Raw genomic sequence first — 26387 nt, 5'->3', positions numbered from 1 at the left:
TAGCTTAGAAAGAAGGATGTATTATGATATCGCCAAGAGAACGATTAAATAAGGTTTTTAACAGAGAACAAATTGATAGATTGCCTTGTATTTGTCCTGGAGGCATGATGAATATGGTTACAACTGAAGTAATCGAGGAACTTGGAATAGATTTTTCAAAAGCTCACAGCAATCCTAAAATTATGGCTGATTTAGCTACTGCAGTATATGAAAAGGGATGCTTTGAAAATTATGGAGTTCCTTTTTGTATGACTATTGAGGCAGAAGAGTTCGGAGCATCAGTGAATATGGGGACAAACATATATGAACCTCATGTGGTGGAGTATGCAATAGCTTCTGTAAAAGAATGGACAAAGCTTCCTAAAATTAGTTTTGAAGAAGGAAGAGGTAAAGTAGTAATTGATGCAATTAAATTATTAAAATCAAAAAACAATGAGGTTCCTATCATAGGAAATTTAACAGGGCCAATAAGTACTGCTAGTTCAGTGATGGAACCAGTAGTATTTTATAAAGAACTTAGAAAAAATAATGAAGAAGCTCATAAATATCTTGACTATGTAACAGACCAATTAATTTTATTTGCAAAAAAGCAAATAGAAGCAGGAGCAGACATAATTGCTATTTCTGATCCTAGTGGAACAGGTGAAATTTTAGGGCCAAAGTTTTTTGATGAATTTGCAGTAAAATATCTTAATAAACTTGTAGAGAGTATACAAGAGGAAAATATAAAAACTATTGTACACATATGTGGACAAATGAAGAGTGTATATAAAGAAGTGAATAAAATCAAAAGTGATGTGCTAAGCTTTGACTCTATTGTGAGTATAAGTGAAGCAAGAAAAAATCTTGGAGATAGATTGCTAATGGGTAATGTAAGTACCTATGCAATTGAATTTGGGGAACCTAAAAAAGTTTCGGAGTTAACTCAAAAATGTGTCAAAGACGGAGTTAATATAATATCTCCTGCCTGTGGTCTTGGGATGAAATCCCCTCTTAAAAATGTTAAGGCAATGCTTGACGCTTTAGTAATAGTTTAGAAGAATAAAGGTTGTAGAGCTTCAATAAGAAGTTGATAGCTGAGAGCAATTACTATAACCTAACCAAAATCCTTGGTTAATAAGTAGTTTTTTGCCAAGAGTTTTGGTTACCAACATACTTAGGTTAGAGTATAAATAGCTTCTAAAGATGTTAAAGTATATGAGCTTGTTTGTTATTAAAAAGGAGATGGTAGAATTAATGCCTAAGATTTTTATTAAACAACTAGGTACGAGTTTTGAGTACAGTTCAAAAGAAAACTTGTTACAGCTGTTATTAGATGATGACATTTTTGTGGATAATCCCTGTAATGGTAAAGGTTCCTGTGGAAAATGTAAGGTTAGACTGCTGGAGGGAAAGCTTCCAGAACTTACACCAACAGAAGTAAAGCTACTAAAAAAAGATGAAATAGAAGCAGGTATAAGGTTGGCTTGTTTGGTAGTACCAGAAGAAGATATTACAATAGAGCTTCTACAAAAGGAAAGAAAACATAAAATACTTACTACAGGTTACATGCCTGACTTCCAGTTTAAACCAGCAATTTCTAAGAAAGTGCTTGAAATAGAAAAACCCACTTTAGATAATCAAATTTCATTTGAGGATTCTTTATGTCAGGTTCTTGGCAATAAGAAAGTTAATTGGCAGATATTAAGGGAATGTGAAGGTAGCTATGGAATTGCAACTGGGATATTTAATGAAGATGAGTTAATTGCTCTTGAAGCAGGAGATACTACTGCACATCTTTATGGTGTTGCCATTGACATTGGAACTACAACAGTGGTAGCAGCTTTGATTGATATGAGTAGTGGTGAGGAAATAGCTACAGCTTCCTCAATTAATCCCCAAAAAAAGTTTGGCTTAGATGTTTTAACTAGAATAACCTATGAATTAGAAAATCCAGAAGGGTCTATAGAAGAGTTGCAGAGAACTATTGTTGAGGGTATTAATGAACTAATCAAAGAAGTATGTAGTGAAGCAAAAGTGAATAAAGAGAATATTTACGAAATCACTATTGCTGCAAACTGTACCATGATGCACTTTCTTTTAGGTATTGATGCAACACCCATTGGAAAGTCTCCCTATGCCCCTATATTTGTAAAAGCAAAAAATATATTAGCAAAGGACCTTGGCATAAAGGCTGCTAAGGGTGCAAGAGTATACTGCCTTCCTTCTGTTTCTTCTTATATTGGAGCAGATATAGTTGCTGGTGCTTATGTTTGTGAATTGCATAAAGCCAAGGAAAATGTACTATTTATAGATATTGGAACCAATGGAGAGATAGTTTTATCTAAGGGGGGGAAGTTACTTTCCTGTTCCTGTGCAGCAGGACCTGCCCTAGAAGGAATGAACATAAGCTCAGGCATGAGAGCAGCAGAGGGTGCTATTGAAGATGTGGTAATCACAGAAAAGGGCATAGAACTTAAGGTTATAGGAGAGGAAGAACCTGTAGGAATATGTGGAAGTGGTATCCTTGCGGTAGTGAAAGAGCTACTTAGAACAGGAATTGTTAAGAAGGATGGAGCCTTTATAAAAAAGGAAAACCTTGAGGAGTCAGATTATCGCTATGATTTGATTCAATTAAACGGGAAAAAGAGAGAATTTGTTTTAAGAGCTACTCCAAAACAACTGTTAATAACTCAGGGGGATATTAGACAAGTACAATTGGCTAAAGGTGCTATCTTATCAGGTTTTCATGCCCTGTTAAAACAAGCTGGCATTGAAATGAACGAGCTTTATAAGGTAATGATAGCTGGGCAATTTGGCGCTCACTTACCAGCAGACAGTCTTGTAGGGACAGGTATTTTACCTGAAGCGGTAAGAGATAAACTTGTTTATGTAGGAAACTCTTCTAAAACAGGAGCATACATGGCTCTTATGTCTCTTAAGGCTAGGCAAGAGATGGAAACCTTAGCAGGCAAAATGGATTATATGGAACTTGGGGCTTCAGAAGGGTATGAAAAATTATTTTCTCAGTGTCTTATATTTGGCGATAAAAACTGACACTAAAATTTCTATTTTAATTTCGATTTTTAAAATAAATGAAAGGGTTGAAGACTTAGCCTTATATGGCTAAAGCTTCAACCCTTTTAAATAAGCATGCTATGATAATGAAGAATTTTATTTTAGAGTTTAATACTTAAAAATAATATCAGGTTAATCAAATTCTTAAAATTGTTAGCTATTAAACATAGTTTTATTTAACTTGTAAAAGTATAAACATCGCAAGTTATATCAAGTTTTTATTTAAATAGGATGATATAATAGCTTAGAAAGGGAGTGAACATAAATGTCAATAAAGACTATAGAAAATATGGTTGACTGGATTGAAAATAATATAACAAGAGATGTGACACTTAGTGAAATGTCTAGCTATGTAGGATATTCTCCATACTATTGTTCAGCTAAATTTCATGAGATTGTTGGAATTTCCTTTAAGCAATATATAGCAAAACGTAGATTAAGCCTTGCAGCTGTTGAAATAAAGACTACGACACTAAGATTTTTGGACATTGCATTGAAGTATGGGTTCTCATCTCAGGAAGCTTTTACTAGAGCCTTTGTTAATACTTATGGGTGCACACCAAATCAATATAGAAAACAACAAGGTACGATTAAACTATATACTAGGCCCAACAAGTTTCAGGTTTTCAAGGACAAAATTTCTACATCTTAAAAATAATTGTTGATTGAAGGGGATAAAAATATTGAATAACTTAGGTAGAAATGATTTATGTTGGTGCGGAAGTAAGAAGAAATATAAAAAATGTCATAATAGTATTGATGAAATGATTAATTCATATCAATTACAAGGATATGTTGTTCCGGGAAGAGAATTAATAAAAACAGATGAACAGATTTTTGGAATCAGGGAAAGTGGCAAAATTAATACTACTATTCTAGATTATGTTGCAGAGTATATAAAGCCAGGCATATCTACAGAAGATATTAATGAGTTAATTTACTATATAACAAGAAAGCTAAATGCAATTCCAGCTCAGCTGGGATATGAAGGTTTTCCTAAGAGTGTATGCACATCAATAAATAATCAGGTATGTCATGGAATTCCTTCAAAGGACGTAATATTACATGAAGGAGATATTGTCAATGTTGATGTTTCAACAATTTATAATGGATATTATTCTGATTCTTCAAGAATGTTTTGTATAGGAAGGGTAGATAAAGAAAAGACAAAGTTAATTGAAGTAGTAAAAGAGTGTGTAAAGTTGGGATTAGAAGAAGTAAGACCAGGTGGACTCCTTGGAAATATGGGATATGCTATTCATAAACATGCCATAAAAAATGGATACTCTGTTGTAAGAGATATTGGTGGACATGGAATTGGATTGGAATTTCATGAAGATCCTTGGATTAGTTATGTTTCTGAAAAAAATACAGGAATGTTAATGGTACCGGGATTAGTATTTACTATTGAACCAATGATAAATATGGGTACAGATGAGGTATTTCTTGATAAAGCAAACAATTGGACCATATATACTGCAGATGGAAAACCATCAGCACAAATTGAAGTTATGGTTCTAGTTACATCTAATGGATATGAAATATTAGCCAATTAAATCAGTGTTATAAGTCAAGGTTAAGTGGCTAGAAACTATACAATTTAAAGCTATTGCTCCATCAGGGCAGTAGTTTTTTTTATATTTACAATCCTTTAAGGTTCCTTTAAGGCTCACTTTGTAAAATAAAAGCATGACAAGAAAATAAATAAAAATAACCTTTAGAATAATACAAAGTTGAATATAAAGGAGAAGAATAATATGAATAGAAGGAAATTAAAAGCAAGAATAATGGCATTACTTTTAGGAACGGTGATTTTAGCTGGCTGCGGAAATAAGGCTTCAGCACCAATTAATGTGGAAACTGGAAATGGGACTTCTGAAAATACTAAAACAACTAATAGTAATCAAAATAGTTTTGTAGTTACTAGAGATATGATTACTTATGATAACGACGATTACTACACCGATTGGACAAAGGAAAATCCAGTTTATGTAGAATTAAATGGAAGTAGTGCAAATGTAAAAGGCTCAGGGGCTATGGTAGATGGAAGTAAAGTTACCATAACTAGTGCTGGAGTATATGCCATAAGCGGTAAGTTAGAGGATGGACAGATAATTGTAGATTTAAAAGATAAGGGTACAGTTAAAATAGTGTTAAATGGAGCAGAAATTAATTCCTCAAATAATTCACCCTTATATGTGAAGAGTGCAGAGAAAGTAATTATATCCCTTCAAGGAGGAACTCAAAATACTGTAGTAGATGGTGAAAAATATGCTCTTGAGGATTCTTCCGAAGAACCTAATGCTGCAATTTATAGTAAAGCTAATCTTACTATAAATGGAAATGGAGCCTTGACTGTTAAAGGAAATTACAACAATGGAATTACTAGTAAAGATGACTTAAAGATTACTGGAGGTAATATAAGTGTTTATGCAAAAGATGATGGCTTAATGGGAAGGGATATGCTTATAGTTAAAGAAGGAAATATTAAAATTGAAGCTGGTGGTGATGGATTAAAAGCTACAAATGATTCTGAAGAGTTAAAAGGATTTATAGGGCTTCAAGGGGGAAGCTTTGATATAAAGGCTACTAAGGATGGAATTCAAGCGGAGACTTCTATGCTTATAGAAGGTGGTAAATACACTATTGTAACTGGTGGTGGTAGTGCTAATGCTCCCTCAAAGGCTAAAATAGAGGGGCCAGGAGGAAAAGGACTAGGAGGAAATCCACCACAAAAAACTACTGGAGAGAGTAAACCAAACTCATCAAATACACAAAATGCTCAAACACCACCAAGTAATACTACTGTTCCAAACAGTAATAATGAAGGCACAACAACTACTGCAAGTAGTGAAACAGACAGTGCTAAGGGCATTAAAGCAAAATCAGACATTTCTATAAGTGGAGGAATCTTTAACATAGATTCAAAAGATGACTCAATACACTCAAATAATAGTGTTAATATAAATTCAGGAGAACTTATCATAAATGCTGGAGATGATGGTATTCATGGTGATTCAACAGTAACAATAAGAGATGGAAAGATAAATATAGAAAAAAGCTATGAAGGCATAGAAAGTGCTCTTATAACCTTTGATGGAGGAGAAACTCGTGTTGTATCAAGTGATGATAGTATTAACGTTGGAGGAGGGGCTGATGGATCCGCGGTAAATGGTCGTCCTGGGCAAAACAATTTGAGCACCTCTGGAAATAATAAATTAAATATAAATGGAGGGTATATTTGGGTTAGCGCCTCTGGAGACGGTTTAGATTCTAATGGTTCTATTTATATGAATGGTGGTACTGTTGTAGTTAATGGGCCAACAGAAAACAATAACGGCGCTCTGGATTATGATGGAGAGTTTATAATGAAGGGTGGAATTATAGTATCAGCAGGAAGCTCTGGTATGGCTCAAGCGCCATCAGATTCTTCAACTCAATATTCCATAGCTATAAGTTTCTCTAGTACTCAAAAGGCAGGAACATCAATAGCTTTAAAAGACAGTAAGGAAAATACTATAGCAGCCTTTACTCCTGAAAAAGATTATGGAACTGTGGTTATTTCTTCACCAGAAATTAAGAAAGATGGAGATTATACTGTTTATTCTGGAGGAAGTTTAGTAGGAAACTCAACTAATGGAATTTACACAGGTAATGATCACAAAGAAGGGACTAAGATAGTAAGTTTTAAAATTACAAATAGCGTAACTTGGCTTAATGAGTCAGGAGTAACTACTGCTAAAACTGGTGGTCATGGAGGCGGAAAAACAAGGCCATAGATATAGTAAAAACATAAGTATCTGCCAATGTGTATGGTATGCTTTAGCAGATACTCTTTTATAATAGTATTAAAGCCATGGATAATAAGAGATAATTCTGCTATCCATGGCCTAATTACGTTATTAATAAATGTCACTTTTGCAATAACTCATATTTGGGGAATATATAAAATATTATCTTATAGATTATTGCATATCTGATGGTGGGTTCGTAGAGGCAGCATTAACTCCAAAGCCAAAAATTTCTCTCTTTAAATAGATAAATATAGCCATTAATACTGGAAGTATTAAGCCAGTAAGTGAAGCTAGCTTAAAACCATTCATAACAATTGGATAAATAAGATTAATAACTACAACAGTGAAGTAAATATATACTCCTGCAGCTTTTTTACATAAAATTAGGATGATTCCAATAACTAATAATAAAGTTAGTACTAAACTTATAATACTTTCACTAGTGGTAGGCATAGGAATATCTGCGCCTATTGTTTTAAATTGTCCTATCATCATATCTCTTGCAAAAATTAAAGGTATGAGTCCCAAAATAACAAATGCATTAACGATTAATTGAATAATAGATATTGTCATTATTCCCCCGCCGAGTTTTGGTTTTTGATTGTTTTCCATAATAATCAACTCCTTATAAGTGGTTGTGAGAACTTTATCACAACTCTATTATAAGTTTTTTTAATTTTTGGCACAACTTCAGCAGCTTTTGTAATATATTATTATTTTCCTTATATTTTAAAAGAACTAATTACAAATTAATAATATATATATAAATTGGTAAGTAATTGTTTTCACAATGTCGAAAAATCGCGAATCGAAAAAATAAGTTTAAAATGCTCTTACTCAATGGTAGAATTTGCGATAAATATTTATTTGAATGTAAAATACTCATCTGTATAATGTAAATAAGGAACATACCATATAAATACCAAGTTGAAATGAACTACTATATAAAGTGCTTGAGATGATACTAATATTGCTATTTAGGGCAAGGAGATTTCAAACCTTACTAAATTTCTTGAATATCCTTATAGTTTTCAGTATTATGTAATAAGTTAGTTAAATAATGTCAAAAGCAACAGGGTGTCTCCTTTTAAAGAGGGCACCCTGTTTTAAAAGCTAATATATTACTCGAAAAATTGCAGTATTCAAGACATGAATATTATTAGAGGACTTTATACTTAGTAAAAGCATTTTTTCTAAAATGATAGATAAGAAATGTATTTTTTATCAAGGCAGCAATTAATAGTTGGTATTTACAGTTAAATACAAAGGAGCTGGTTAAGGTAAAACGTTAAATTGCTAATCATCTAAAATTAATTTTATAGATGTAAACTTAATTAAATTATCAAGGAGGAGATTTTGTGAAAAAGAAATATATTATCATTTCTATTATTTCTGTAGTTATACTATTATCAACCCTAGGCTTTTATTTTTTAAAGAAAAGCATTAATAATACAGCTAAGGGAAGTAAAGCAGAGTTACTTACTATTGCTCCAAAGGAAAAAATCTTTATAAATGGAGTGATTTCACCAGAGAAAAGTGAAGACATTTTTTTAGACCCAACTAAAGGTACTGTGGATAAAGTTTCAGTAAAAGATGGACAAGAAGTTAAAAAGGGAGATGTACTTTTTACATATAAAAGTGAGGTAGTAAGTGAGCAAATTAAACAAGTTAATAGACAACTTTCTGCTAGTAATGCACAAAAGAAGCAACTAGTTTCGAAGGAAAGTGAAGCAAAAAAACAACTATTAAAGCAACAAGAACAAGCAAAAAATAATCAAGCTCTACTTGCTGGCGGAAATAATACAGCCTTAAATGATGATTTAATACCAAGTGTTGATAGTCAGTTAAGTGCTTACAAAGACCAAATAGATGCGGTTCAACTTCAAATAGAATCCTTTGAAAGTGAGCTTTCTGCACTAAAAGAAAAGGAAGTTACCACAGTTACAGCACCTATGGACGGAAAAGTGCTTTTACACGATAGTAAAAGTAATCCAACAGCTCCATATATGACTATAGAAACTTCAGCTTTTTATGTTAAAGGAAGTATCAATGAAAAGCAACAACCAAAACTAAAAACAAACCAGCCTGCAGAGGTACTTATATTATCAACTAATAAGGTTGTAAATGGAAAAATAACTTCTATAGGTAATAGACCTACAGCTCCTCAAGTTACAGCACAAAGTATTACTGGGGGAGGAGACTCTAATATATCTAACTATACAGTAACCATTGCTTTTGATTCGCAAGAGGGATTAACAAATGGGTTCCATATACAAGCTACTGTGAAATTAGATGAGGAACCAGTTAAAATACCTAAAACAGCTATTTTAACAGAAAATGATAAGAGCTATGTGTTTAAAGCTGTTGACAACAAATTAACTAAACAGGAAATCACATACACTGAAAGTGATTCTAATGAAGTGGCCGTAAATTCAGGTTTAAAGGATAATGATGTTGTAGTAACTAACCCAAGGGAGGATATGAAAGAAGGTAATCCTGTTGAGTAGTGTTATAGAACTGAAAAGTATAAATAAATATTACAAGCTAAGAGAGGGAAGACTCCATGCTCTTAAAAATATAGACCTAACCATAGAACAAGGAGACTTTTTGATGATTATGGGCAAATCTGGGAGTGGAAAAACTACTCTTTTAAATCTTCTTGGCTTTCTTGATAGCTTTGAGGAAGGAAATTATATTTTTAATGGAGAGGATGTTACTCACTTAAATGAAAATCAAAGATCTGAATTAAGAAACAATTATATGGGATTTATTTTCCAACAGTTTCATTTAATTGAATCTCTAACTATTGGTCAAAATGTGGAACTTCCCTTAGTTTATAAGGGAAATGTATCTCATAAGGATAGACTAAATCTTACTGAAAAGTACTTAGATATAGTAGGATTATTAAATAAGAAAAATCAAAGGCCCACAGAACTTTCAGGAGGACAGCAGCAGCGTATTGCCATTGCTAGAGCCTTAATTAATGATCCTTATGTTATTTTTGCAGACGAGCCTACTGGAGCTTTAGATAGTGAAACTGGAGAGGATATTATGAATATACTAAAAAAGCTCAATGAGGAAAAGAAAACTATTATAATGGTTACCCATGATGAGGATTTAACGAAATATGCTAATAAGGTAATTCGCATAAAAGACGGGGTAATGTCAAAGGTGGAGTTAAGATGTCAATAATAGATTTGTTAAAAACTTCAGTATACAGCATGAAATCACACAAATTAAGAGTTTTCCTTACTATGATAGGCATAATCATAGGAATTAGTTCTGTAGTTACTATACTATCCATAGGTAATGGACTAAAGGCAGAAGTTAATAAATCTGTGGAAGATACTAATTCCAATAAGATTAATGTGTACTTTCAACCAGAAAATATGGGTGCAGACATGACTCTTATGGAACCCTTCGAGGAAGCGGATATTTATTCACTTCAAAAGATTGAGGGAGTACAAAAAATAGAAAAAAGTAAAAATGCCTTTGCAGGATTTAGCTTTTCTACAGCACAAGCTAATTATTTTGATAAAAATGTGATGCTAGTACTTAGCGAGTATAAAAATCAAAAATTAAATGTAGAATATGGAAGAAGTATAAAACCAGAAGAAAAATCCAGAAAGTTAATTGTTTTAGATAAGGCAAATGCAAAGCAGCTATTTGATACTCCTGAGAATGCAGTTGGTAGAGGTATAACCCTTAATGGAGTAACCCATGAAGTTGTGGGAGTGTTAAAAGAAGAAACCGGTTTTTCTCTAACAGGAGGAGGTAGTTACGTATCTAAGGAATCTTTGGAAGATATGAGTGCTGATACTGCAATTTCAAGTATAGATGTTTATGTTAAGCCTGATGCAGATAGGGAAAAAGTTCTCACAGAAGTAAAAAAGGAGCTCGCTTTAAGCCATCCTAATTTAAAGGGAAAATATGAAACTCAAGATCCTCAAGCTATAACTAAGGCTTTTGAAAAAATCATTGGAGGGTTAACTACCTTCGTAGCTTTAGTAACAGGGATTTCTCTATTTGTTGGAGGAATTGGAGTTATGAATATCATGTATGTATCTGTTTCTGAAAGAAAGAGAGAGATTGGTATAAGAAGAGCCATAGGAGGAAAGCCAAGAAGTATTTTGCTTCAGTTCCTTTTTGAAGCTATTATGGTTACAGGTACAGGGGGACTTATTGGTATCTTGTGTGGATATTTATTTGGAAAATTGGCGGGGCTTTTTATGCCTTTCAAACCAGTACTTACTGTGGGAAGCTTTGCAGGGGCAACTATTACTTCTGTAATAGTAGGAATAGTGTTTGGTATAATACCAGCCTATAATGCTTCTAGACTAGATCCAATTAAGGCAATTTACAAGTAAGCTAGACCTTATGAGGCTTAAAAAATTATATGAGTTGTCACAAAAATAATTTCCAATTAATTAAATAGGTATAAGAAAGATTTAAAGTAATAAAAATAAATATATAAATGAAAGTCTGTGTTGTACCCAAACAGCTATATAAACTGTTTAGGATAACACAGACTTTTTAGTAAAGTTGGTAATCAATTTATATACTAAACATGTCTATATATTTATTTAAGTTTGTGGATAGGATTATCAATTCATCAGCTTGCTTTGTTAAGGCATCAACATTCTTTAAATAAACTGTGCCATATTAGCCATCACATCCATGCTAACAGCATTCTTCTTAGAATTTAAATTCTTAAAAGGTTTTTACTGAGTGCAACTGTTCTTATCTTTATTGTCTATAACTATATCTTTTGGAAGTTTAGAAGAAACTATAAAAGCAACTACAATAAAAGTCACAATTATACCTACAACTCCAACCCACCCATAGTTAGTCCAGAAAGTACCTGCAGAGGTTCCCCCCACACTGGATCCTATATAATAAAAGAAAAGATAAAGAGAAGAAGCTTGTGCTTTATCATGAGTTGCTAGGTGACCTACCCAACTGCTAGCAATAGAGTGACCACCAAAGAAACCAAAGGTTAGTAGAGCTATACCAAGAATTTTTAGGGCTAAATTTTTGGTTAAAGTTATTCCTATTCCTGCAAGCATTATGAAAAGAGCTATTCTTAATATTTTTTGTTTTCCATAATTGTCTGCAAGATGTCCCATCCAAGTTGAACTAAAGGTTCCACATAGATAAAGTACAAAAATAAAGCTTACTATGGTAGGACTTAGTGAGTAGGGTGGAGCAATCAACTGAAATCCTATGTAATTATATAAAGATACTAAACTCCCTAGTAACAAGAAGCCAAGAATAAAAAGACATAGTAAGTTAGAATTCTTTAGATGACTAAGCATAGATTTAGTCAGTTTCTTCATGTCCAAAGTTCTTGGCGAAAAGTGTTTTGAAGGTGGAAGTAGAATAAAAAATAGTATGCTAGAAATCAAGCTTAATATCCCTATACTAAAAAGAGCTATTCTCCAATTAAATAAATCTGTAAAAATTCCTATAGTTATACGCCCAAACATACCACCTAAAGAATTACCACTAATAAACATCCCCATGGCAATACCTAAACTCTTCTCCTCAATTTCCTCTCCTAAATAAGCCATGGCTATTGCTGATAACCCAGATAATACAAAGCCTTGGAGTATACGTAATACAATAAGATAATGAAAGCTTGGAGTAAGGGCTGTAAGCATAGCAAGTATAGAAGCTGAAAACATGGAAAAGGACATTACTGATTTTCGCCCCAAAGCCTCTGATAGTGAGCCAACTATAAGAAGACTTATTGCTAGGGAAATAGTAGTAACAGAAAGCGAAAGACTAGCTGTTGCCGGGGAAATATTAAATTCTTTAGATAGATAAGGAAGTAGTGGCTGAGTGCTATATAAAACAGCAAAAGTACTAAAACCACCAGCAAATAATGCTGCATTTGCTTTCTTGAATTCCTTTGAACCCTTTTCAATATAACTCATAAATTTTTCACCTCTAATATTTACATTAGGTAGCAAAGGTTAAGGATTAAATTATATATAAACAACCTTTGCCCACTTAAGGTTTTTAAGATAAATAAAATGAACTTTTATTTTATAACCTTGATAAATTTTGCTGTTCAATTAAGATTTAAATCTTATAAAGCTGTATATTCATCATCAAATAAGATTTTGTGTAATTTAAATTCTTTTTAAAATATAGTTAAATTTTACAACCTTTAGGTAAAATCCATTTTTATACTAAACCTAGATAGCTTTGAAGTCAAATCACATATAGATGTAACTAATAGTATATTTAGTGATAATTTACCATGAGACCAAAATAAGTTAATATTACACCTAAAAGCCAACAGTAAGTATATGCAAAAGTAAAAACTTAGTATTTATTAAGTCAATGGTAGATAGAGGAAGTATTTAAATTTACTATACATAGCCAAATTTATACTGTGCAAATTTATAGTGATATATAATGGATTTGATGGCTTTAATATAGGAATTGCCAAGGATAAACATAAAATATTTCTTAATGTTAAAGAGTGTAGCGAAAGTGGAAAAGAATAAAGTAGCTTTGAATATAAAATTCCAATTTCAAGCTAAGAATACAGATTATTTATTTGTAAAGGAGAGAAAATAATTGTTTAAAGAAGAAATGACACCAAGGGAAAGAATGGATGCTTTTTCTAGAGGTGATGAAATTGACCGTATAGTTTGCGTACCAGATATGGGGGTAACTATGGCACCTTTTATAGGAGCAAAGCTTAGTGACTATTACCATTCGGCAGAATTGATGGCCAACTTAGAAATTGCACTATTTAAAAAATTAGGCCATGATAGTGTAGGAATCTCTACGAGCCTTAGAGGAGTTGCTGAGGCTATGGGATCAAAGATTGCATATCCTGACTACAATATTTCATATCTTTTAGAACCAGCGGCTAAAAATGTAGATGAAATTGATAGTTTAAAGATAGCTAACCCTTTAACTGATGGAAGATTACCTATTTTATTAGAAGCTTTAAGACTCACAAGAGATGCTTTGATAAGACAGGTAGATGTAGGAGCTGCAATGTCAGGACCTCTTAGTGTAGCAGCGTCAGTAGTAGGTACGGAGAACTTGTTAAGGTGGATGAGAAAATATCCACAAAAGGTACATATCTTGATGGAAATAGTAACAGAATCAAATAATAGGTATATAGAAGAGGTAGCAAAATTAGGCTTATCTATTGGATTTGCGGATCCGGTATCATCAACAAGTCTTATTAGTCCAAAGCTTTTTAGGGAGTTTTCATTGCCTTATCTTAAAAAAAATGCACAAAGAATTAAAGAAACAACTGGGAGTGCTCCGGGAATACATATTTGTGGAAAAAGTAAGGCCCTTTGGCAAGATGTAGTTGAAATAGGAATATCCAATTTTAGTATAGATAATATTGAAGATTTAGAAGAAGCTAAGGAAATAATGGGGGATAAAGTTATCATCACAGGAAATGTACCACCAGTAGATGTGGTTCACTTAGGAACTAAAGAGGATATCTTTAATTCAGTAAAGGACTCCATAAGAAAAGGGCATAACTCACCTAATGGGTTTATTTTAAGCACAGGCTGTCAAATCCCAATGAATACACCAATTGAGAAGGTTGAAATGTTTATGGAAGCAGCAAAAGTCCATGGATGTTACCCTATAAAACTATAATTATAAAGTTAAAAGGCATTACTAGGTATTTCATTTGAACTATGCTTTAGTAATGTCTTTTTATTATGTATGTTTCATTAGAGGAATATCCATCTTGCTGGAGGTGAAATAATTAAACTCCTAATTATAAATGTAAAAACTTTATTATAAAGCATATACAGCTCTAAACTATATTAAATTCTTGGATTTTGGATAACATATTAATGCATACTTTCCAGTTGTTACACTAAGTAACTGGCTAAATTTTAAAAGGAATTGTAAGGAAAATTAGTAAAAGTAGAAGTAGAAGATGTTTAGCTATAGAGAGTATTAAAGTTCTAGTAAAAAATTAAAGGGAATTGGTGTACTGCAATGAAACATGATAAATTTACATGGTTTAAAAAGATTAATTCGCCAATAGTATTTCAAGGGCATATTAAGAGGAAGAATTACTTTGAAGGATGGTACTATAGGCAGGTTTCAGAAGATAGAAAAAAGGTAATATGCTTTATACCGGGAGTTAGTTTAGTAGAGGGAGATGCCCACAGCTTTGTTCAATATATATATGTAAGTGAGGATAAGGAAGGAAAAAGCAGAATAAAAACGGGGTATGTAACATATCCAGTGGGAGCATTTATGTTTAGCAATACTCCCTTTAGCATACAAATAGGAGATAATGTCTTTTCAGAAACAAGGGTAAAAGTTAACTTAATTGATAAGGATATAAGGATAGTAGGTACTTTAAAATTAGGTTCCTTCACCACAATTAAAAAATCTATTTTAATGCCTAATATAATGGGATACTTTGCTTATATACCTAATATGGAGTGCAATCATGGAGTTATTAGTATGAGTCACAGTATACAGGGGAATCTTCAAATAAATCATGAGAAAGTAGTTTTAGATAATGGAAAGGGATATTTAGAAAAGGATTGGGGAACTTCTTTTCCAAAGAAGTATATCTGGGTACAGTGCAATAACTTCACCAATAAAAGTATAAGTTTGTTTTGCTCTATTGCACATATACCTTTCTTAAAGAATAGTTTTACAGGATTTATTTGTAACTTAATAGTTGATGATGTAGAGTTTAGATTTGCTACTTACAATAACAGTAGTTTTGATATTGTAAATATAAGTAGCAATGGAGTGAAAATATTATTGGATAGCAACAAAGCGATGTTAGAAATTCAATGCGTGATTAATGAGTGCGGTGAGTTAAGAGCACCTAAAAAAGGAAGGATGGGTGACAAAATAAAGGAAGAATCTGCTGGACAAATAAAAGTGCGTTTATACAATAAGAAAAATAAGAAAACCTATGAGGAATACGGAGATATGGTTGGAATAGAAATTGTAGGATATTAAAACCTTAGTAAAATAATATTTTTTATAAATAACGGTTCTTTTTTATAACTAATGTTAATATAAATATAACAAATATGAGTAATTCAAGACAAAAACCACTGAAATTGCTAAAGTAAATAATCCATATTTGAAATTTTGAGTAAAAAATAAGGTGAAAAACAGTTGAATTTAAGATGAAAATTGTAGCTACAGACTAATTAATGAAAGAGTTAAAAAGATATTGGCGTTTTCAAAAATGTAATAATTTTAAAAGAAAATTAAAAAATCTATTGAAAAACCTACATATGGTATATATAATAAAATTATGATGTAAATTGGCTGAGAAAAGAGAGCCGTATTAAATCAGGAGACTAAGATCTCTGTTTTAATGCGGTTTTTTTTATTATCTAATTTAAAATAGCCTTTTTCTAATATTAAATTTCATATAGGGTAGATTTATTACAGATAATATAGAATTCACTAAAATTTAATTATTTTATCATATTTATGAAATTGTGAGAATATAAAAAGGCTATACACCTTAATATTTAGTTTAATACATAATCATTTCCATTTTTGAATTTTCATTAGTGGAATATATATATTTATATTTATTATAAGGGGGACTTATTATGGCAAAGTATATTATGGCCTTAGATCAAGGAACAACCAGCTCAAGAGCAATTCTTTTCAATGAAAAGGGTAACATTGTTAGTGTGGCTCAAAAGGAGTTCAAACAAATTTATCCAAAGGCAGGCTGGGTAGAACATGATCCAATGGAAATATGGTCAAGCCAGTTTAGTGTTGCAGCAGAGGCTATGGCTAGAATTAATGCAGAAGGTACAGATATAGCAGCAGTTGGAATTACAAACCAAAGGGAAACTACTGTAGTTTGGGACAAGAGAACAGGAATACCAGTTTACAATGCTATAGTTTGGCAATGTAGAAGAACTTCTGGAACATGTGATGAATTAAAAGCAAAGGGTTTTGACACTGTTGTTAAAGATAAAACAGGTCTTGTATTAGATGCTTATTTTTCAGGAACAAAAATTAAATGGATACTTGATAATGTACCAGGAGCTAGAGAAGAAGCTGAAAAAGGTAATCTTATATTTGGAAACATAGATACTTGGCTTATTTGGCAATTGACTAAAGGTAAGGTTCATGTAACCGATTGCACTAATGCTTCAAGAACGATGCTTTATAATATATACGACTTACAATGGGATGAGGAAATTTTAAAAGAATTAAATATACCTAAGTCAATGCTTCCAGAAGTTAAACCATCAAGTTATGTATATGGACATACAGACACAGCTCTATTTGGCACTCCAATTCCAATAGCAGGAGCAGCAGGAGATCAGCAGGCAGCTTTATTTGGCCAAACTTGTTTCCAACCAGGAACTGCTAAGAATACCTACGGTACAGGTTGTTTTATGCTTATGAATACTGGAGAAAAAGCAGTTAAATCTAAGAATGGGTTATTAACAACTATAGCTTGGGGTGTTGATGGCAAGGTTGAATATGCTCTTGAAGGAAGTATTTTTGCAGCTGGTGCTTCAATACAGTGGTTAAGAGATGAGCTTAGAATGATAAAAGATGCTGCTGATTCGGAAGCATATGCTACAGCAGTAGAAGATACTAATGGAGTTTATATGGTTCCAGCCTTTGTAGGACTTGGGGCTCCATACTGGGATCAATATGCAAGAGGAACAGTTGTAGGACTTACAAGAGGAGCTAAGAAGGAGCATTTTATAAGAGCTACTCTTGAATCTTTAGCTTATCAAACCTATGATGTATTAAAAGCTATGCAAGAGGATTCAGGAATAACTTTAAAGGCATTAAAAGTTGATGGTGGAGCTTGTGCAAACAACTTCTTAATGCAGTTCCAATCAGATATACTTGGAGTTCAAGTTGATAGACCACAGGTTATTGAAACTACAGCTTTAGGAGCAGCTTACCTTGCAGGACTTGCAGTTGGGTACTGGTCAAGTAAAGAAGAAGTAGCAGAAAATTGGGCTATATCAAGAGCCTTTAAACCAGAGATGACTAATGAAAAGAGCGAAGCTTTGTTAGAAGGATGGCATGAAGCTGTTGGAAGATCTTTAGGTTGGGTAAAAGAAAGATAATAATTTGAGGGGATGGGGTTTATATGTCACATTTTTTAGCTGAAATTATAGGTACAATGATACTGATTATACTTGGGGATGGAGTTGTAGCAAATGTAGTTCTTAAGAAAACTAAAGGTGAAAACTCAGGGTGGATAGTTATTACAACTGGTTGGGCTTTTGCTGTAATGATTCCTGCTTTTATCTTTGGGGGCATAAGTGGTGCACACTTTAACCCTGCGTTAACACTTGGTCTTGCAGCTATTGGAAAGTTTGCCTGGGCAGAAGTTCCAATTTATATAGCTGGTCAATTTATAGGTGCATTTTTAGGCGCAGTTGTAGTATGGCTTCATTATTTACCACACTGGGCAGCTACTGAAGATAAGGGTGCAAAATTAGCTGTATTCTCAACAGGACCAGCAATAAGAAATACTTTTGCAAACTGTATGTCTGAGTTTATAGGAACTTTTATACTTGTATTTGGTATATTAGGCTTAGGTGAAGTTAGTGTAGCACCTGGAATAGGAACTTTAGCAGTAGGTTTCTTAATTTGGGTAATTGGACTTTCACTTGGAGGAACTACTGGCTATGCAATTAACCCTGCAAGAGATCTAGGACCACGTATTGCTCATGCTGTTTTACCAATAGCAGGTAAGGGTGATTCTGACTGGGGCTATGCATGGATTCCAGTTGTGGCTCCAATATTAGGTGCTATAGTTGCAGCTCTAACTTTTGTAGCTATATTTTAAAATAAATTGATAGAACATTTTCTATAGAACCTTAAACAATTAATTTATTATAGGGAGCCAGAAATGTTACTTATTTTAAATAGTAGCTTTTATTGGTTCCCTTAGAGTGTTTTTTATGAAAGATAATAAAGGTAAAGACTAAGATAATTAGCTTTATTGCTTGGACAGCTTATTTTACTAAATAGCGAAGAGCTTGGTTTATGCTTAGGTTTAATATATAAGGCATTAGCTAATTGTGAAGATAAGGCATTTTCAAAAAATAAATAAGTCAGTATGTTTGTCTATTTTTAGTTATACTGCGTCAACAGAACCCTTAGATAGCGCTACTATCTGCGGAACCTGTTTCCTTGCCTAACTAAAAATATCCTTCACATCTTTGACTTGTTATTTATTTTCAAATGCCTAAATTATATAAATACATGGATTTTCATAGGAATTTATGATATAATTTAAATATAACTTAATATAGAACATTAACAGGCAGAGATATGAGAGCCATGATGTTAAGAAAGCTTATACAGTAAGCTTCTTTCTTCATGGCTCTTTTTTTATAAATATTTTTTGCTTTAACAAAAATGAAGCTATAAGAATAAGTAAATATATAAAGAAAATTTAAATTAATGGATGGAGGAGCAATATGTTTGATGTAACAATTATTGGTGCTGGAGTTATTGGATGTGCAATTGCTAGGGAGTTATCAAGATACAAATTAAACGCTTGTGTGGTAGAGAAGAGTGCTGATGTGGCATCAAGTACTTCAAAGGCTAACAGTGGTATAGTTCATGCAGGCCATGATGCAAAACCAGGTTCTTTAAAAAGCAAGCTAAATATAAAAGGGAATCCTATGTTTGATGAATTATCTAAGGAATTGGATTTCCCTTTTATAAGAAATGGTTCTATGGTTTTATGCTTTGATGAAAAGGATATAGAGCAACTTGTTGCTATAAAAGAAAGAGGACACAAGAATGGAGTAGAGGATATTAGATTATTAACAGGTGAACAGGTAAGGGAATTAGAGCCTAATGTATCCCAAGGGGTAGCTGCAGCATTATATATACCAAGTGGTGGAATTGTATGTCCTTATGAAATGACTGTAGCTTTAGCAGAAAATGCTTATCACAATGGAGTGGAATTTAGATTTGAAACAGAAGTTAAGAAGATTATAAAAAATCAAGAAAGCTTCTTAATCAAAACTAATTTTGAAGATATAGAAACAAAAGTGGTAATAAATGCGGCAGGATTGTTTGCAGATGATATAAATAACATGGTTAGTTCTAGGAAAATAACCATTGTTCCAAGAAAGGGAGAATATTGCTTATTAGATAAGGCTGTAGGAGCATTGGTTAAGAGCACCTTGTTCCAACTTCCGACTAAAATGGGGAAGGGAGTATTAGTAACCCCAACAGCAGATGGAAACCTCTTAATAGGACCTAATGCTATTGACTTAGAGGATAAAAATGATGTAACAACAACTCAGCAAGGTATGGAAGAGATTATTTCAAGAGCAGGCTTAACCTTAGATAGAGTTCCTACAAATCAAATAATCACAGCTTTTGCAGGACTTAGAGCTCATAGCGTAGAGGATGATTTTATAATTGGTGAGGCAGAAGATGTTAAAAACTTTATAAATGTGGCAGGAATAGAGTCTCCAGGGTTAACTAGTGCACCAGCCATAGGTAAGATGGTGGAAGAAATAGTTGTTAATATATTAAATCCAGAAAAAAATGAGAACTTTAATCCTGTAAGAAAAGGAATTCCTAAATTTAGAGAAATGAGCAATGAAGAAAGAAATGAACTCATAGCGCAAAATCCTTCTTATGGAAAAATAGTGTGCAGATGTGAGACTGTTACTGAAGGAGAAATAATTGATGCTATAAGAAGACCTCTTGGAGCAAGAACCTTAGATGGAATAAAGAGAAGAACTAGAGCTGGCATGGGAAGATGTCAATCAGGATTTTGCGGTACAAAAATTGTAGAAATTTTAGCTAAGGAGCTTAAGGTAGATCCAACTAGTATAACTAAGTTTGGTGGTAGTTCAAGAATATTAATAGGAAAAAATAAAGAGGTGTAGTTTCTGTTATAAGCTTTAAGGATAGAAATTTCTATATTAATCGTGGAAAAGTTATAAGAGAACCAAGATTTATATATTAGGGCTAGGTGTTAGTTAGTTTTCATATAGATAGGGGAGGTTTATTTTATGCAATATTATGATCTGGTAATAATTGGAGGTGGCCCTGCAGGCCTTGCAGCAGCTATAAAGGCAAAGGAGGAAGGTGTCCAAAATTTAATTATATTAGAAAGGGATAGTGTACTTGGGGGGATATTAAATCAATGTATTCACAATGGTTTTGGTCTTCACACCTTTAAGGAAGAACTTACAGGTCCAGAGTATGCAGAAAGATTTATTGAACGAGTAGAAGAATTAGAAATTCCTTATAAATTAAATACTATGGTATTAGAGTTAACAAAGGATAAAGTTATTACCATAGTAAATGAAGAAGATGGAGTAACTGAAATTCAAGCAAAGGCTGTAATTTTAGCAATGGGTTGCAGAGAAAGACCTAGAGGGGCTATTAATATTCCAGGAAGTAGATGCTCAGGAATATACACAGCGGGAGCTGCACAAAAATTTGTTAATATTGAAGGATATATGCCTGGAAAAGAAGTAGTTATATTAGGTTCAGGAGATATTGGGCTTATTATGGCAAGAAGAATGACTTTAGAAGGGGCCAAGGTAAAAGCAGTAATAGAATTAATGCCTTATTCAGGGGGGCTTAAAAGAAATATAGTGCAATGCCTTGATGATTTTGGAATTCCTCTTAAGTTAGCGCATACCATAACAGATATAAAGGGTAAGGATAGAATAGAAGGAGTTACTGTAGCTAAGGTAGATGAAAACAGAAAGCCTATACCAGGGACAGAGAAATATATTTCCTGTGATACTCTTCTTCTATCAGTAGGGTTACTACCTGAAAATGAGCTTTCCAGACAGTCACAGGTGATACTATCTTCAATAACAGGGGGACCAGAAGTTAATGAAAGTCTTCAAACTAATATTGAAGGAATATTTGCCTGTGGCAATGTGCTTCATGTTCATGATTTAGTTGATTTTGTTACCTTAGAAAGTTATAGTGCTGGAAAGAATGCAGCAGAGTATATCAAGGGTAAAAGGTTCAATAAAAAGGGAATAGAAGTAGTAGCAACTGAAGGGGTAAGGTATACAGTTCCAAAGTATATTAATGATGAAAATATAGAAGAATTAATTGAACTTAGATTTAGAGTAGGAAATGTGTATAAAAACAGCTATGTATCTGTATATTTTGATGAGGCAAGGGAAGTTCATCTAAAGAAAAGAATACTTGCTCCTGGAGAGATGGAAACAGTTAAAATTACTAAGGATATGCTAGCTAAGTATCCACAGTGTAATAGGATTATTGTAAAAATCGAGGAGGCATAGTATGATGAATAATATAAGGGAATTAATATGTATAGGATGTCCAATGGGATGTGCAATGCAAATAGAATTAGAAGATGATAAAGTGGTAAAGGTTACAGGTAATCTTTGTAAAAGAGGGGAAACCTATGGTGAGAAGGAATGTACTAACCCCACTAGAATAATCACCTCTTCTGTAGAAATAGAAGGTGGAGAATTTAAAACAGTACCAGTAAAAACTGAAAGAGATATACCAAAGGAAAAAATATACCAGTGTATTCAGCTTTTAAAAGGTATAAAGGTTAAAGCACCAGTTAATATTGGAGATATAATAATTGAAAATGTTGGAGATACTGGGGTGAATATTATTGCCACTAGAAATGTAGAAGCAGTGTGAATTTTTTATAGAAAGGGGATTTTGGGGGTTGAGTAAAATAAGTGATTTAACAGAAATGCTAGTAGAAAATCCTGTTATTGCAGCTATAAGGAATGATGAAAACCTAGAGGATGTTCTAGCTAGTAAAGCACAAATAGTTTTTGTGCTATACGGAAATATATTAAGCATAACTGAGATATGTTCAAAGCTTAAAAAGGCTGGCAAAACCATATTTGTACATGCGGATTTAATAGATGGACTTAGAGGGGATAAAGTGGGTATTGAATTTATAAATAAATATTTAGCTCCAGATGGAATAATTACTACTAAGGTAAACTGTATTAAATATGCAAAACACTTAGGACTTTATACCATACTAAGGTTATTTATTATAGATTCCCTTTCTATAAAAACAGGGGTAAAAAATATACAGGAAACTCAGCCTTGTGCTATAGAAATTATGCCAGGGGTAGCTGGGAAAGCTATTCGAAATTTAAAAAATGCAACAAATGTGCCCATTATTGCAGGTGGCCTTATAGATAAAAAGAAGGATGTAATAGATGCACTTTCTGCAGGTGCTGTTGCAATATCTACTACAGCAGAAGAACTATGGAAAATGTAATTTGAATATGAGCTATTGAATAATGTAAAAAAGTCTTAAATAATGAAGAAGCCATGCATGATAGAAATTTAATTCTACAATGTATGGCTTTATTAGACTATTAATTAGTGAAAATTTATAGACTAAACATTTATAGATTAATAAACAATTCTTTTCTCATGGTTATTTAACTTTCATTCACAAAATAAGTTTGTGAAAAGTCACCTCTCAAATTAAGTTTTTATTTACATCTAAGCAATTTTGAAATAAAGAATATAGATATAATTTATTTCAAAAGATAAGAGTTGATTATAACATTTAGATTTGTATAAATAAGCTACATAGGTAGAAACTAAATAGAGTAAAAAGAAGAAAAATTAATATAGGGGACTAAAGTCAATAGATAGCTTATATATGAAGCTATGTAGTTTCTATAAGTTTTCAAGAGGGAAATACGCTTAATTGTTGAGGATCAAGCGTTGATACCACTAAAATATAAGAAGAGGAGGAGATAAATTTGGCAGAAGTAAAGGGAACAAGAAACGATGGTTGGAATTTAGATAATAGTTATACATCACTACCTAAAAAGTTTTTTACCCCTGTAGAACAAAATCCAGTGAAAGCTCCAGAGTTAATTATTCTTAATGAAGAAGTTGCAAAATATTTAGGTCTAAAACCAGAAGAGCTAAAAAATAGTGATAACCTTGAAGTCTTTGCAGGAAATGGCTTTCCAGAAGGTGGAATGCCAATTGCTCAAGCTTATGCGGGACATCAATTTGGACATTTTACTATGTTAGGCGATGGAAGAGCAATGCTACTGGGAGAGCAAATTACTCCAGAGGGAAAAAGATTTGATATTCAATTAAAGGGGTCAGGAAGAACACCTTATTCCCGTGGTGGTGATGGCAGGGCTGCTCTTGGACCAATGCTTAGAGAATATATCATAAGTGAAGCCATGTATGCCCTAGGAATTCCAACCACTAGAAGTTTAGCAGTAGTTACAACTGGAGAGTCAACAATTAGAGAAACTGTACTACCAGGTGCAATTTTAACAAGAGTTGCTGCCAGTCATATTCGTGTAGGTACTTTTGAATATGCTTCACAGTGGGGAAATAAAGAGGAACTACGTGCTTTAACTGATTACACCATAGAAAGACACTATCCTCAGGTTAAGGGAGATAAGAATCCTTATGTTTCTTTTCTTAGACAGGTGGTTAAAAAACAAGCTCAGTTAATTGCTAAGTGGCAGATGGTTGGTTTTATTCATGGAGTAATGAATACAGATAATGTAACCATAAGCGGAGAAACTATAGATTATGGCCCTTGTGCCTTTATGGATACCTATAGTCCAAAGACTGTGTTTAGTTCCATAGACAGAGAAGGTCGCTATGCTTATGGTAAGCAGCCTTATATAGGAGGATGGGACTTAGCAAGATTTGCTGAAACCTTAGTACCGCTTCTTCATGAAAAGCAGGAGGAAGCAGTTGATATAGCCCAAGAAGCTATAAATGAGTATAGTGAGCTATATGATCAAAATTGGCTTAAGGGCATGAGAGGAAAACTTGGAATATTTAATGAAGAACCACAGGATAAAGCTCTCATAGAAGATTTTTTAACCATAATGGAGCATCATAAGGCAGACTTTACAAATACCTTTAAGGCTTTAACTATGGGGAAATTTGAAGATTTGCCATTCTCAGAGGCTACAGAGTTTATTCACTGGCAAAAACAGTGGGAGGAAAGACTTGAAAGACAGGAAGAGTCGCAAGAAGACTCTATAAAATTAATGAAAAATAATAACCCATCAGTGATTCCACGTAATCATCGTGTAGAAGAAGCTCTAGAAGCAGCTCAAAAGGGTGATTATAATATTATGAAAAGACTTGTTAAGGTGCTTTCAACACCTTATGATTATACAGAAGAGCAGACAGAATACTGTACACTTCCTGAAGCAGGTAACCGTCCTTACAGAACCTTCTGTGGAACCTAAAATTGAAAAATAAAGTAAAGGTTTTTCCCGACCTGAGTATTGATTTTTCAAGTATTTTTTACAAGTACAAATATCTTTAACCTTCGTAAGCAAAGATATTTATTATACAGAGAAATCCTTAGTATAATTTTATGCTGAGGATTTTTTATTGTGTTTATAAGTATTTAGAAAAATAAAAGAGTAGGTGCTTTGGGGTTCACCTACTCTAAAAAACTAAGGGGATAATGTTGTTATTCTTATATCTTATTATTGAAGGGGGTTTATATATATTATTATACAATAATGATTATTATTTTCAAGTGATATCATAAAAATAATTTCAATTTAACAATTTATTCATATTTTTGTTTGAATTTGAAGTGAAAATATTTAAAAATCCACTAAATCCATAGTCAACAAATAATGAAAAACTGAATAAGGTAAAGTAAGAAACTTTAGATGGCAAGGTTAATGTAATAGGAGGGTTATTGGAATACGTAATTAAAAGCTAAGTTTTAAGTTTATAAATAGCTTTATCATTTTATCAATATAATGGAGGGTAAATTGTGAGTGAGTTAAATCTTAAGCCTATATGTGAAAGCAAGGACGGAAGATTTATTTTATTTCTTAACAAAAGAGACAAAGGAACAATTTATGATTTATATTTTATGAACAATTGTAAGGAGAAATTGTCTAAAGTAAAAGTAATAAGACAACACTCAATCTATAATAATTTTTTAGAAGCTAACTTTATAGATACAGTTTCTACTAAAGAGGTAGAGGACATAAAGTGTGGAGATAAGTTTCTAGTAGGCTATATCAATGAGCAAGATATAAGTGTTGATGAGTTTGAGTTTATTTTTAATATATACCTAGATAATGAAAGCTTTAGCTTTAGTCACAGCATCAATAGAAAGGAACTTTTGCTAAAGATTAATGAAGAAGACAATGATAAGGTTGAGCTTAGTAGTCTGCAATTAAGCGATAGTAATAAGTTTACTAGGGTATCCATGGATAATATTGTGAGATACTTTGAAAAAAATCTAGAGAGCAAGGCTTCAATGATGGATGAAGGTGAATGGTTAGATGTAATGAGAGCCTTTAATATTTTAAAGCCTTATTTTTATGAACATGAGCATTTAATTACAAAGGTAGTTAATAATAGCTTAATAGATTGGTATAACTATTTTAGTTGAGGTTTATATAAGTAAACATTGTATTTTAAATTATAACTATAAGGTTTAGGGAAAAATCTTAGCTAGTAAAGTTATTTTCATAGGTTCAGTGAATATTTGGGAATTATAAAAGAGTCCTTACTAATCATATATTAATTAAGCTG

20 protein-coding genes are annotated in these 26387 nt (G+C 32.7%); 18 read left to right on the top strand and 2 right to left on the bottom strand.

What is annotated here, in order from left to right; translation table 11 throughout:
* The first annotated feature begins 23 nt into the window (after nt 1–23).
* The 5 genes from J2Z44_RS02045 (at nt 24) to J2Z44_RS02025 (ending at nt 6836) form a co-directional block, all read left to right on the top strand.
* Nucleotides 24–1037, top strand: coding sequence for a methylcobamide:CoM methyltransferase MtbA (locus J2Z44_RS02045; RefSeq protein ID WP_021285052.1), 1014 nt, complete (start codon nt 24–26; stop codon nt 1035–1037).
* Nucleotides 1038–1236: 199 nt separating this feature from the next.
* On the top strand, nt 1237–3036 hold the full coding sequence (locus tag J2Z44_RS02040; protein ID WP_031271881.1) for an ASKHA domain-containing protein: 1800 nt from the start codon (nt 1237–1239) through the stop codon (nt 3034–3036).
* Between the two features lie 286 nt (nt 3037–3322).
* Nucleotides 3323–3709, top strand: coding sequence for a helix-turn-helix domain-containing protein (locus tag J2Z44_RS02035; RefSeq protein WP_021285054.1), 387 nt, complete (start codon nt 3323–3325; stop codon nt 3707–3709).
* 28 nt (nt 3710–3737) lie between these two features.
* Nucleotides 3738–4613: a methionyl aminopeptidase gene (locus J2Z44_RS02030; RefSeq protein WP_031271883.1), complete on the top strand. Its 876-nt coding sequence runs from the start codon at nt 3738–3740 to the stop codon at nt 4611–4613.
* Nucleotides 4614–4814: 201 nt separating this feature from the next.
* Nucleotides 4815–6836: a carbohydrate-binding domain-containing protein gene (locus tag J2Z44_RS02025; RefSeq protein ID WP_209649303.1), complete on the top strand. Its 2022-nt coding sequence runs from the start codon at nt 4815–4817 to the stop codon at nt 6834–6836.
* A 186-nt stretch (nt 6837–7022) separates the two neighbouring features.
* On the opposite strand, the gene J2Z44_RS02020 is transcribed toward J2Z44_RS02025, so the two are convergent.
* A complete protein-coding gene (locus J2Z44_RS02020; protein ID WP_021285057.1) occupies nt 7023–7463 on the bottom strand; it encodes a hypothetical protein in 441 nt (146 codons plus the stop codon).
* A gap of 746 nt (nt 7464–8209) precedes the next feature.
* On the opposite strand from J2Z44_RS02020, the gene J2Z44_RS21745 reads away from it, so the two are divergent.
* From J2Z44_RS21745 to J2Z44_RS02005, 3 genes are read left to right on the top strand one after another with little or no spacing between them, the layout of a single operon-like run.
* Nucleotides 8210–9358 carry an efflux RND transporter periplasmic adaptor subunit gene (locus J2Z44_RS21745; RefSeq protein ID WP_021285058.1) on the top strand — a complete coding sequence of 383 codons (1149 nt, stop codon included), beginning with the start codon at nt 8210–8212 and terminating at the stop codon, nt 9356–9358.
* Nucleotides 9351–10043 (top strand): ABC transporter ATP-binding protein, encoded by a 693-nt coding sequence (locus J2Z44_RS02010; RefSeq protein WP_021285059.1) that lies wholly within the window; start codon nt 9351–9353, stop codon nt 10041–10043. The genes J2Z44_RS21745 and J2Z44_RS02010 overlap by 8 nt, the downstream gene beginning before the upstream one ends.
* Nucleotides 10034–11218 (top strand): ABC transporter permease, encoded by a 1185-nt coding sequence (locus J2Z44_RS02005; RefSeq protein WP_209649302.1) that lies wholly within the window; start codon nt 10034–10036, stop codon nt 11216–11218. The genes J2Z44_RS02010 and J2Z44_RS02005 overlap by 10 nt, the downstream gene beginning before the upstream one ends.
* Before the next feature lie 354 nt (nt 11219–11572).
* Here J2Z44_RS02005 and J2Z44_RS02000 read toward each other — a convergent pair whose 3' ends face one another.
* Nucleotides 11573–12787, bottom strand: a complete 1215-nt coding sequence (locus tag J2Z44_RS02000; RefSeq protein WP_021285062.1) for an MFS transporter — start codon at nt 12785–12787, stop codon at nt 11573–11575.
* Nucleotides 12788–13439: 652 nt separating this feature from the next.
* Between J2Z44_RS02000 and J2Z44_RS01995 the strand changes: the two genes are divergently transcribed.
* The 10 genes from J2Z44_RS01995 to J2Z44_RS01950 all read left to right on the top strand — a co-directional run bounded on the left by J2Z44_RS01995 (nt 13440) and on the right by J2Z44_RS01950 (nt 26244).
* A complete protein-coding gene (locus J2Z44_RS01995; RefSeq protein WP_209649301.1) occupies nt 13440–14492 on the top strand; it encodes a uroporphyrinogen decarboxylase family protein in 1053 nt (350 codons plus the stop codon).
* Nucleotides 14493–14843: 351 nt separating this feature from the next.
* Nucleotides 14844–15833: a tocopherol cyclase family protein gene (locus J2Z44_RS01990; RefSeq protein ID WP_021285065.1), complete on the top strand. Its 990-nt coding sequence runs from the start codon at nt 14844–14846 to the stop codon at nt 15831–15833.
* Between the two features lie 611 nt (nt 15834–16444).
* Nucleotides 16445–17941 (top strand): glycerol kinase GlpK, encoded by a 1497-nt coding sequence (glpK, locus tag J2Z44_RS01985; protein ID WP_021285066.1) that lies wholly within the window; start codon nt 16445–16447, stop codon nt 17939–17941.
* A gap of 23 nt (nt 17942–17964) precedes the next feature.
* Nucleotides 17965–18669: an MIP/aquaporin family protein gene (locus J2Z44_RS01980; RefSeq protein WP_021285067.1), complete on the top strand. Its 705-nt coding sequence runs from the start codon at nt 17965–17967 to the stop codon at nt 18667–18669.
* A 637-nt stretch (nt 18670–19306) separates the two neighbouring features.
* Nucleotides 19307–20740 carry an NAD(P)/FAD-dependent oxidoreductase gene (locus J2Z44_RS01975; RefSeq protein WP_021283558.1) on the top strand — a complete coding sequence of 478 codons (1434 nt, stop codon included), beginning with the start codon at nt 19307–19309 and terminating at the stop codon, nt 20738–20740.
* 126 nt (nt 20741–20866) lie between these two features.
* On the top strand, nt 20867–22126 hold the full coding sequence (locus J2Z44_RS01970) for an NAD(P)/FAD-dependent oxidoreductase (RefSeq protein ID WP_021283559.1): 1260 nt from the start codon (nt 20867–20869) through the stop codon (nt 22124–22126).
* Nucleotides 22127–22130: 4 nt separating this feature from the next.
* Nucleotides 22131–22499 (top strand): DUF1667 domain-containing protein, encoded by a 369-nt coding sequence (locus J2Z44_RS01965; RefSeq protein WP_031271479.1) that lies wholly within the window; start codon nt 22131–22133, stop codon nt 22497–22499.
* Nucleotides 22500–22554: 55 nt separating this feature from the next.
* The gene (locus J2Z44_RS01960) at nt 22555–23100 is read left to right on the top strand and encodes a glycerol-3-phosphate responsive antiterminator (RefSeq protein ID WP_031271481.1); all 546 of its coding nucleotides are present in this window, start codon (nt 22555–22557) and stop codon (nt 23098–23100) included.
* Nucleotides 23101–23596: 496 nt separating this feature from the next.
* Nucleotides 23597–25069 carry a protein adenylyltransferase SelO gene (locus J2Z44_RS01955; protein WP_021283562.1) on the top strand — a complete coding sequence of 491 codons (1473 nt, stop codon included), beginning with the start codon at nt 23597–23599 and terminating at the stop codon, nt 25067–25069.
* 545 nt (nt 25070–25614) lie between these two features.
* Nucleotides 25615–26244, top strand: a complete 630-nt coding sequence (locus tag J2Z44_RS01950; RefSeq protein WP_021283563.1) for a hypothetical protein — start codon at nt 25615–25617, stop codon at nt 26242–26244.
* The last annotated feature ends 143 nt before the right edge of the window (nt 26245–26387 follow it).

Source organism: Clostridium punense (genome assembly GCF_017874425.1).
Classification (GTDB): Bacteria; Bacillota; Clostridia; order Clostridiales; family Clostridiaceae; genus Clostridium_J; species Clostridium_J punense.
This window is presented reverse-complemented; position numbering and strand designations above follow the sequence as displayed.